The sequence below is a fragment of the Sulfuricaulis sp. genome (assembly GCF_049587675.1).
In the GTDB taxonomy this organism is placed as follows: Bacteria; Pseudomonadota; Gammaproteobacteria; order Acidiferrobacterales; family Sulfurifustaceae; genus Sulfuricaulis.
In genome coordinates, this window is sequence record NZ_JBAVEJ010000008.1 from 1 (window position 1) to 6,559 (window position 6,559).

9 protein-coding genes are annotated in these 6,559 nt (G+C 60.8%); 4 read left to right on the plus strand and 5 right to left on the minus strand.

The window, feature by feature from the left end; all coding sequences use genetic code 11:
* Window positions 1-227 (plus strand): hypothetical protein (locus tag WB402_RS00150; protein ID WP_424204593.1); only part of this gene is annotated, 227 nt, incomplete at its 5' end.
* A gap of 28 nt (window positions 228-255) precedes the next feature.
* The gene (locus WB402_RS00155; RefSeq protein ID WP_424204594.1) at window positions 256-678 is read left to right on the plus strand and encodes a hypothetical protein; all 423 of its coding nucleotides are present in this window, start codon (window positions 256-258) and stop codon (window positions 676-678) included.
* A gap of 350 nt (window positions 679-1,028) precedes the next feature.
* Here the strand turns inward: WB402_RS00155 and WB402_RS00160 are convergent, their stop codons facing one another.
* The 5 genes from WB402_RS00160 to WB402_RS00180 all read right to left on the minus strand — a co-directional run bounded on the left by WB402_RS00160 (window position 1,029) and on the right by WB402_RS00180 (window position 3,378).
* A complete protein-coding gene (locus tag WB402_RS00160; protein WP_424204595.1) occupies window positions 1,029-1,439 on the minus strand; it encodes a hypothetical protein in 411 nt (136 codons plus the stop codon).
* A gap of 74 nt (window positions 1,440-1,513) precedes the next feature.
* Complete coding sequence (locus WB402_RS00165) at window positions 1,514-2,077, minus strand: chlorite dismutase family protein (RefSeq protein ID WP_424204597.1); 564 nt, start codon at window positions 2,075-2,077, stop codon at window positions 1,514-1,516.
* A 49-nt stretch (window positions 2,078-2,126) separates the two neighbouring features.
* Window positions 2,127-2,264 (minus strand): hypothetical protein, encoded by a 138-nt coding sequence (locus WB402_RS00170; protein ID WP_424204599.1) that lies wholly within the window; start codon window positions 2,262-2,264, stop codon window positions 2,127-2,129.
* A gap of 54 nt (window positions 2,265-2,318) precedes the next feature.
* The gene (gene mddA, locus WB402_RS00175) at window positions 2,319-3,077 is read right to left on the minus strand and encodes a methanethiol S-methyltransferase (protein WP_424204600.1); all 759 of its coding nucleotides are present in this window, start codon (window positions 3,075-3,077) and stop codon (window positions 2,319-2,321) included.
* A 67-nt stretch (window positions 3,078-3,144) separates the two neighbouring features.
* A complete protein-coding gene (locus tag WB402_RS00180; protein ID WP_424204601.1) occupies window positions 3,145-3,378 on the minus strand; it encodes a heavy-metal-associated domain-containing protein in 234 nt (77 codons plus the stop codon).
* Window positions 3,379-3,616: 238 nt separating this feature from the next.
* Between WB402_RS00180 and WB402_RS00185 the strand changes: the two genes are divergently transcribed.
* On the plus strand, window positions 3,617-4,345 hold the full coding sequence (locus tag WB402_RS00185; protein WP_424204602.1) for a response regulator: 729 nt from the start codon (window positions 3,617-3,619) through the stop codon (window positions 4,343-4,345).
* A 101-nt stretch (window positions 4,346-4,446) separates the two neighbouring features.
* Window positions 4,447-6,405 carry a hybrid sensor histidine kinase/response regulator gene (locus WB402_RS00190; protein ID WP_424204604.1) on the plus strand — a complete coding sequence of 653 codons (1,959 nt, stop codon included), beginning with the start codon at window positions 4,447-4,449 and terminating at the stop codon, window positions 6,403-6,405.
* The last annotated feature ends 154 nt before the right edge of the window (window positions 6,406-6,559 follow it).

The window sequence follows — 6,559 nt, forward strand, 5'->3', positions numbered from 1 at the left end:
CCGGAGCCGCCGACTACTTCCTGCGCTTCTCGCCGGAATCGGCGCTCGACCAACTCGCCGGGCGCACACAACGCGCCTCGGGCTCGAACACGGTCTCGCTTAAAAGCTCCCGGTGGGGCTGCGGTACTCGGCGCGCGCTACGGGGGTTTAGCAGCACCTTCTCCGATCTCGGCTTGACTCAAGGTGTAGAAAGCACAAGCATGTCGTATTTCATGCGGCGGTTTTGAAACAAAATATATAACTTTGAGAAAATTAATGGCTGAACGCTGTTTCATCTGTGGTTGCACACTGCATCGTGAGAAGGGCACCTATGCTCGTCCGGATGTTAAAGGCCGTAGTCACGCCACTGAGAACCATTTTGTACCCGAACGTTTTTTCGGCCGTTCCACCAATCGGCGCGGAACGAAGACCGAAGGTATTTTTGAAACTTGTCCATGGGGATATGAAGGCAAAACAGAAGTATTTTGCTATGAGTGCCACGAAGAACTTCTTCACAATCCGGTTCTCTTGCCCCAAGACATCGAGCGCTTCGCTGAAATCTGTCGCAGTCGAGGTCTCGATGAAGATTCTAAGAGTAAAGATCGTTCCAAAATCGCGGGCCGAATTAAGCTGCTCCGCGAAGTTATTGCCAAGGGGCTAGCTGTAATCCGAGCCGATGGTGAACGTGGCGCCAGCTAACATTCGTGAGGTGGGTAATTTTTGACCCGTCGGAGCGAGCCGAGCACCGAGCGAAGTCGGGGGTTGTCGCGAGCCTCTTGATCGAGCCCGAGGCGCGTACTGTGCGCCCGGCGAGTTAGGCGAGCGCCTGATCACACGAGGAGCACAGGGTACCGCCCGTTGTGTGGGCGGCGAAGCGACCGGGTGTCCTTCTCTTTGGTGACTTTCTCTTGGACAAGCAAGAGAAAGTCACCCAGGGTGCAGGGGCGGAGCCACCCGCAATTAGATTTTCAAAGTCAAAAGCCGCCGAAGGGCGGCTTTTGATCATTCAACCTGGATGTCCGCCTTCGCGGACATGACAACCACCGCGGTTATTCCGCCGGCAATCCCTGCAAAATGCTTCCCTTCACCGGCGCCGAGAAGACGGTTCGCCGCAGCAGCGCCAGCGTGAACGGTTCCTGGCGGTTCCAGGGCATGAGTGACAGGAAGCGCGCGAGCGGGCAGTAGCTCACCGTGACCATGGCCGTGGTGCCGGCAAGCTGGAACCAGTACCAAATGACATACGGGTCCCACAGTCCCAGCACCAGCAATCCAAGATATGCCACCCGGACCTGCACCGGGAACGCCATGAGCCGGCGGTGCCAACCGAGGTAATGCAGCGATTGCACCACGCCGAGCGCGATGGCCACGTGAAACGCCTGCCTGAATCCCGCGAGGCCGGTGGCCAGCAGCACCGCCATGGCCAGCCAGTACCACCAACTGATATCTTTATGAGTCGTCATCGTTATCCCCCTATTGGCATGTGAAGAAATTGACTGATTGAACCCGCAGATCTTTCGAGACCTTGGTCATTGAGTTAGGCCTCTTCGCGCACGAGCCGGATGTCAATTTCCCTATCCACATACTTCCACTCCTCGATGGCACGCAACGCGGCAAGCAACTTGTTGAACGCCGCCTCCTGAGCCGGCGCGTACTCGAACCAGGTGAGGAAATCGAACGGCTCATGCTCCGAGAGATCCCGGCAGTGGTGGAGCCTTCTCGCTAACTCGGGAAAATACTGAAGCCCGATTCTGGTGTGGTGAGACTGCTCTTTGAAAATGCTCAGGCGTTCGTCTTGGGTGAGCGCCCACCAGGCCTCGTTCTTTCGAATGGGGATCAGGGCCGCGCAGGTTGCCTCGGGGCGCCCGAGACCCAGTTGCTTGGCCACGATCTGGTTCCTTTCCTCGCGAACGACATACCGCTCATGGCTGGTTATCCCACGAAGAACCCAGGACGCCCGTGGATCGGATGGAATCTCTGAGCCAGAGGCGATTTCGAGCCTTCGCGCCGCCGGCAGCGGCTCTCCTACCATCACTTCCATTTTGGTGACACGCCAGAGACCTGTGTCGCCACCCATGAACGAAAACAATCGCGTGGACATATCAATCTTCCTCGGTGAGTTAATCGGTTGAGCTGAATTTGCCGCGCTATCAAGCCGCGATGCCCATCAGGTACATCACGACCGGCACGGCCAGCCAGACCAGACCCTTCACCAGAAAAAATGCGAAACCGGCCATGCCCAGACGTTTCCAGAAACGATTTTCGATGTTGCCCGTCAGCGTGTTCATGTCATTTCCTCCAGCTTGCGGGTGGCGCGGCGCAGGCCGCGCCACCCGATTTTTCTAGGTCGCCTCCGGATCGATCCCGGACGAACGACCGCCGAGGCGCGGCACCAGCATCGGCACCTGTTTGCGGTATTCGCTGTAGCGCGCGCCGTGAAAGGTCACGAGATCGCGTTCTTCGAAACGGATACCGATCAGAATGTACGCCGTCGTGAGCAGCGCGAAGAACAGATGCGCCGCGGTCATGGTCGGTGTGGCCCAGAAGGCGATAATGAAACCGACGTAGATCGGGTGACGCACGATTTTGTACAGGCCGGGCGTTCCGAAATTAAGCGGGCGATATTCCTTGCCGCGCAGATGGAGCCATACTTGACGCAGACCGAAAAGATCGAAGTGATTGATCAGGAAGGTCGATACCAGAAGGATCCCCCAGCCGAGGGCGCAAAGTCCGTAAAGCACGGCTTGCCCGACCGGGTCCTGCACATGCCAGATCACGCCTCCGATCGGTTGCCAGAATGCGAACAGCGCGATCAGCGCCAGACTCGAGAACAGCACGAAGGTGCTGCGCTCGACCGGTTTCGGCACGAAGCGCGTCCACCAGCGCTTGAAGGCCGGGCGCGCCATGACGCTGTGCTGCACCGCGAAGAGCCCGAGCAGCAGCGCGTTGATCAACAATGCCTGATCCAGCGGGCCGTCCGGTATCGAGTCGATGGATTTCGGCACGATGAAATTGCCGACGAAGCCGATGGCGTACAGGAAGGTGCCGAAGAAAATGGCGTAACAGACAACGCCGTATGTGAATGCTGCGATTCTTTTCATGACTATTGTCTCCTCAAAGGATGGTTGATGGTCCACCCGGACGCGCGCCGCGCGTCCGGGTGCCGGGTTACATGCCGATCAGGCGCGCATCGAACCCCTGGCGCACGACGGCGCTAAGAATCTTCTGCGAGTCGATCACTTCCGGGTCGTAATCCACGAGCACCAGTCGGCTTGATCTCGAGCTCGCCTGCGCCCGGGTTACGCCATCCATCCCGTCGAGCTCGCTTTCCAGCTCGGTGATACGTTCCCGGTTCGGGGTACGCTTCAAATCCACTACGACATTGGCCTGATTCGTTTGCATGACACTTGTCTCCTGTTCAGGTTGAGGTTTCGATTCGGGCCTGTCTTTCCGTTACCGGTTGAACCGCCCGCTTGCAGCGCCGTCCTGACTTTCGTCTCCGCATGGACCGCCACTGCATGTGACGAACTCTAGGCCCGGTACGTATCAGGATGATTTCGCGCCAGGGGATTTTTGTTATCGGTTTGTATCGGCGTGTTGCTATAATCCGCGCGTTATAAGGCCGGACCCGGGAGAAAGCGTGGAGAACAAGCAGCGCGTTCTGGTCGTCGACGACGAAGCCGAAATCCGCGAGATGCTGTCCGAATACCTCAACTCCCACGGGTTCGAGGTCATGGCGGCGGACAGCGGCAAGGCCATGCGTGAACTGCTGGCGAAAAACGTTCCGGACGTGGTGCTGCTGGATGTGAACCTGCCGGGAGAGGATGGGCTCACGCTCGCGCGCTATATCCGCGAGCGCTTCGACCTGCCGATCATCATGGTGACCGCCGCCGACGAGGTCGTGGACCGGGTGGTCGGCCTCGAGGTCGGGGCCGACGACTATCTCACCAAGCCCTTCGATCCGCGCGAACTGCGCGCCCGCATCAAGACTGTGTTGCGCCGCTATCAGCGCCCGGGCGCGGCCTCACCGACGCGAGCTGCGGATGAAACCAAGCGCCGGCGCGTTCCCTTCGGGCGCTGCACTCTCGACCTCGACACGCGCCAGCTGCTCGACGCCGATAACCGTGAAATCCCGCTCACCAGCATGGAATTCGACCTGCTCAAGGTCTTCGCCGAACGCCCCAACCGGGTGCTGACGCGCGACCAGATCCTGAACATCACGCGCAACCGCGACTGGGACCCTTTCGACCGCAGCATCGACATCCGCATCGCGCGCCTGCGCAAGAAAATCGAGGCCGACCCGGACAAGCCCGGCACCCTCAAGACCGTGCGCGGCTCGGGCTACATGTTCGTCCCCAATCCCGACTGAGCCCGCCCGGCGCGCCGGCGGCGTTTTGTTTCAATTGTTTCAGGCTTGTAACACCTGCTTGGCAGCGGCCGAGGCATGAGTACACTAGCGTCTGATCAGCCATGGCCACGCAACCCGAATCTTTGATGCCACCGATGTCGCGCGATGCGGACAGCGTCCTCGTCCTGCAGCAGATTCTCGACCACGCTACCGCCGTGGTGTACGTCAAGGATCGTGACGGCCGCTATCAATTCGCCAACCGCCTGTTCCTGGAGCTGTTCCGCCGGAGCGCGAGCGAGGTCATCGGGCGCAGCGACGCGGAGATTTTCCCGCCCGAGATCACCGCGAACCTGCACCGCAACGATGCACTCGTGTTCGAGCGCAATGCGCCCGTCGAGTTCGAGGAGCAGGTGCCGCGGGAAGACGGCATGCGCACCTACCTGTCGCTCAAGTTTCCGCTGTACAACGCCCAAGGCGAGGCCTATGCCGTGTGCGGCATCTCCACCGACATCACCGAGCGCAAGTCGGCCGAAGAGGCGCTGCGCGCAAGCGAGGAGCGCTATCACACGACCTTCAATGCTTCCGTCGATGGGATCGCTCTGTGCACACCCGACGGGCGCATCATGGATGCGAACCCGGCATTCTGCCGTCTGCACGGTTATACGCGCGAGGAGCTGCTGGCGGCCGAGTCGTTCCAGTTCGTGCACCCGGACAGTCACCTGCGCTGCTGGGCGTTCTTCGAGGCCGCGAGCTGCGGCCACAGCCTGAAGTCCGAAGCCAGGGCCAAGCGCAAGGACGGCACGATCTTCGACGCCGAGGTTCACGGCGTGCCGGTGCACTACGGCAACGAGCCGCACCTGCTGCTAATCATGCGCGATATCTCCGAGCGCAAGCAGGCCGAGGCCGAGCGCACCCGGCTCGAGGCGCAGTTGCGCCAGGCGCAGAAGATGGAGGCCATCGGCCATCTCACCGGTGGCGTGGCGCACGACTTCAACAATATTCTTACCGCCGTTATGGGCTACGTCGCCATGGCGCAGGAGCGCGTCGCGGCTCAGGGCGACGAGAAGCTCGACAAGTATCTCGACCGCGCGCTGCGCTCGGGCCGCCAGGCGCGCGACCTGATCCAGCAGATGCTCACGTTCTCGCGCGGACAGCGCGGCGAACCGCGCGCGCTGCAACTCCTGCCGCTGGTGAAGGAATCGGTCAAGCTCATGCGCTCGACGCTCCCGTCCAGCATCGAGTTCGCCACCGAGCTCGATGCCGCGTTGCCGGCGGTGTTGCTCGACCCGGTGCATCTCGAGCAGGTGCTGATGAACCTGTGCATCAACGCGCGCGATGCCATGCAAGGTGCCGGGTCACTGAATATCGCACTCAAGAAAACCACTCGCCACGACAGTGTCTGCACCTCCTGTCACCAGCCGGTGCGTGGCACCTACGTCGAGCTGGCCGTCAGCGACACCGGCCCCGGCATCTCTGCCGAGGTCGTGGAGCGCATATTCGAGCCGTTCTTCAGCACCAAGGAAACCGGCAAAGGCAGTGGCATGGGCCTCTCGACCGTGCACGGCATTGTGCACGAGCACGGCGGGCATATCGTGGTCGAGACGGCGCCGGGCCAGGGCGCGCGCTTTCGCGTGCTGTTCAGACCCATGGCGAGCGCGGAGGGCGAGGCAATCCGGACCGAGACATCGGGGCCGGTATCCGCGAGCCGCCAGCTCAAGGGCCGCGTGCTGCTGGTGGACGACGAGCCGGCCGTCGCCGAGTTCATGGCTGAGCTGCTGGGGAGTTGGGGGCTTGAGGTGACGGTATATCAGAACCCGGTCGAGGCCCGGGCCTTGTTCGCGGACGGTCCTGAAAAATACGACCTTGTGGTGACCGATCAGACCATGCCCAGACTCACCGGCCTCGATCTCGCGCGCACGCTGTTGACGCGGCGTCCCGATCTGCCGGTGATTCTCTACACCGGCTATGCCGAACGCCTGACCGAGGCCCAGACACGCGGTTCCGGCATTCGCGCGTTTGTCACCAAGCCTATCGATATCGGCGCTTTCTTCACGCTCGTTGAGGGATTACTGAAACGGTAGCGATATCACATGTCGCCTCATAGAGAGATGCACTAGCGTGGGTTACGAATATGCCGAGGAGACGGGGAGTCCAGCATAGAAGCTGTTTCCTCGCTGATTTAACTGAGCGGCCTGCGGCCATGTTTTACTTGTGGGTGGCTGACCCACGGCTGGT

Excerpts from the sequence above, each read along its gene's own strand:
- WB402_RS00155 (WP_424204594.1), top strand. The coding sequence starts at position 256 with ATGGCTGAACGCTGTTTCATCTGTGGTTGCACACTGCATCGTGAGAAG.
- WB402_RS00160 (WP_424204595.1), bottom strand. The coding sequence starts at position 1,439 with ATGACGACTCATAAAGATATCAGTTGGTGGTACTGGCTGGCCATGGCG.
- WB402_RS00165 (WP_424204597.1), bottom strand. The coding sequence starts at position 2,077 with ATGTCCACGCGATTGTTTTCGTTCATGGGTGGCGACACAGGTCTCTGG.
- WB402_RS00170 (WP_424204599.1), bottom strand. The coding sequence starts at position 2,264 with ATGAACACGCTGACGGGCAACATCGAAAATCGTTTCTGGAAACGTCTG.
- mddA (WP_424204600.1), bottom strand. The coding sequence starts at position 3,077 with ATGAAAAGAATCGCAGCATTCACATACGGCGTTGTCTGTTACGCCATT.
- WB402_RS00180 (WP_424204601.1), bottom strand. The coding sequence starts at position 3,378 with ATGCAAACGAATCAGGCCAATGTCGTAGTGGATTTGAAGCGTACCCCG.
- WB402_RS00190 (WP_424204604.1), top strand. The coding sequence starts at position 4,447 with ATGGCCACGCAACCCGAATCTTTGATGCCACCGATGTCGCGCGATGCG.